The following is a 467-nucleotide window of genomic DNA, read 5'->3' on the forward strand; positions in this document are numbered from 1 at the left end:
GAAGAGCCTATTAATCGCTTAAAACAAGTTCCCGATCGGTAAATTATCTCCCGCTGATGGCCACAGATAGCCCCACTCACACCCTTTATATTTAATATGGATAGAAATATCGCATGAGCGACTAGCTTGTAGGCTCCCATTTGAACTAGGTTTGCGATCCAGTTATAACTTCATTTTTGATCATTCATTATAAACCACTAAATATTAATTGAAACTTCAGCACATTTGAGTTTTCCTTTTAATACCATTTTAAAATCAAATAATGTTTTATTATTTTTGTTTTATGCCCAAAACAAGAAACGTAGATATTAAAGAGAGTTTTTTAGAATTAGAAGATGCATTACGCATAACTGACAGTTATCGTTTAAAACTTCGTATTCAGAGTTTAATTCTTACTAAGGAAAATAAATTTAAAGAACGTAATCAGTTAGCGAAATTCTTAGGAGTAAGTAAAAGTGCTCTTCAGA

General features: G+C 31.9%; 1 protein-coding gene. It reads left to right on the top strand.

Annotated features, from left to right (window positions below; translation table 11 throughout):
• Positions 1-283: 283 nt before the first annotated feature.
• Positions 284-467 (top strand): hypothetical protein (locus tag DWB61_RS17855; RefSeq protein ID WP_225423396.1); only part of this gene is annotated, 184 nt, incomplete at its 3' end.

The organism is Ancylomarina euxina (assembly GCF_003863355.1).
Classification (GTDB): Bacteria; Bacteroidota; Bacteroidia; order Bacteroidales; family Marinifilaceae; genus Ancylomarina; species Ancylomarina euxinus.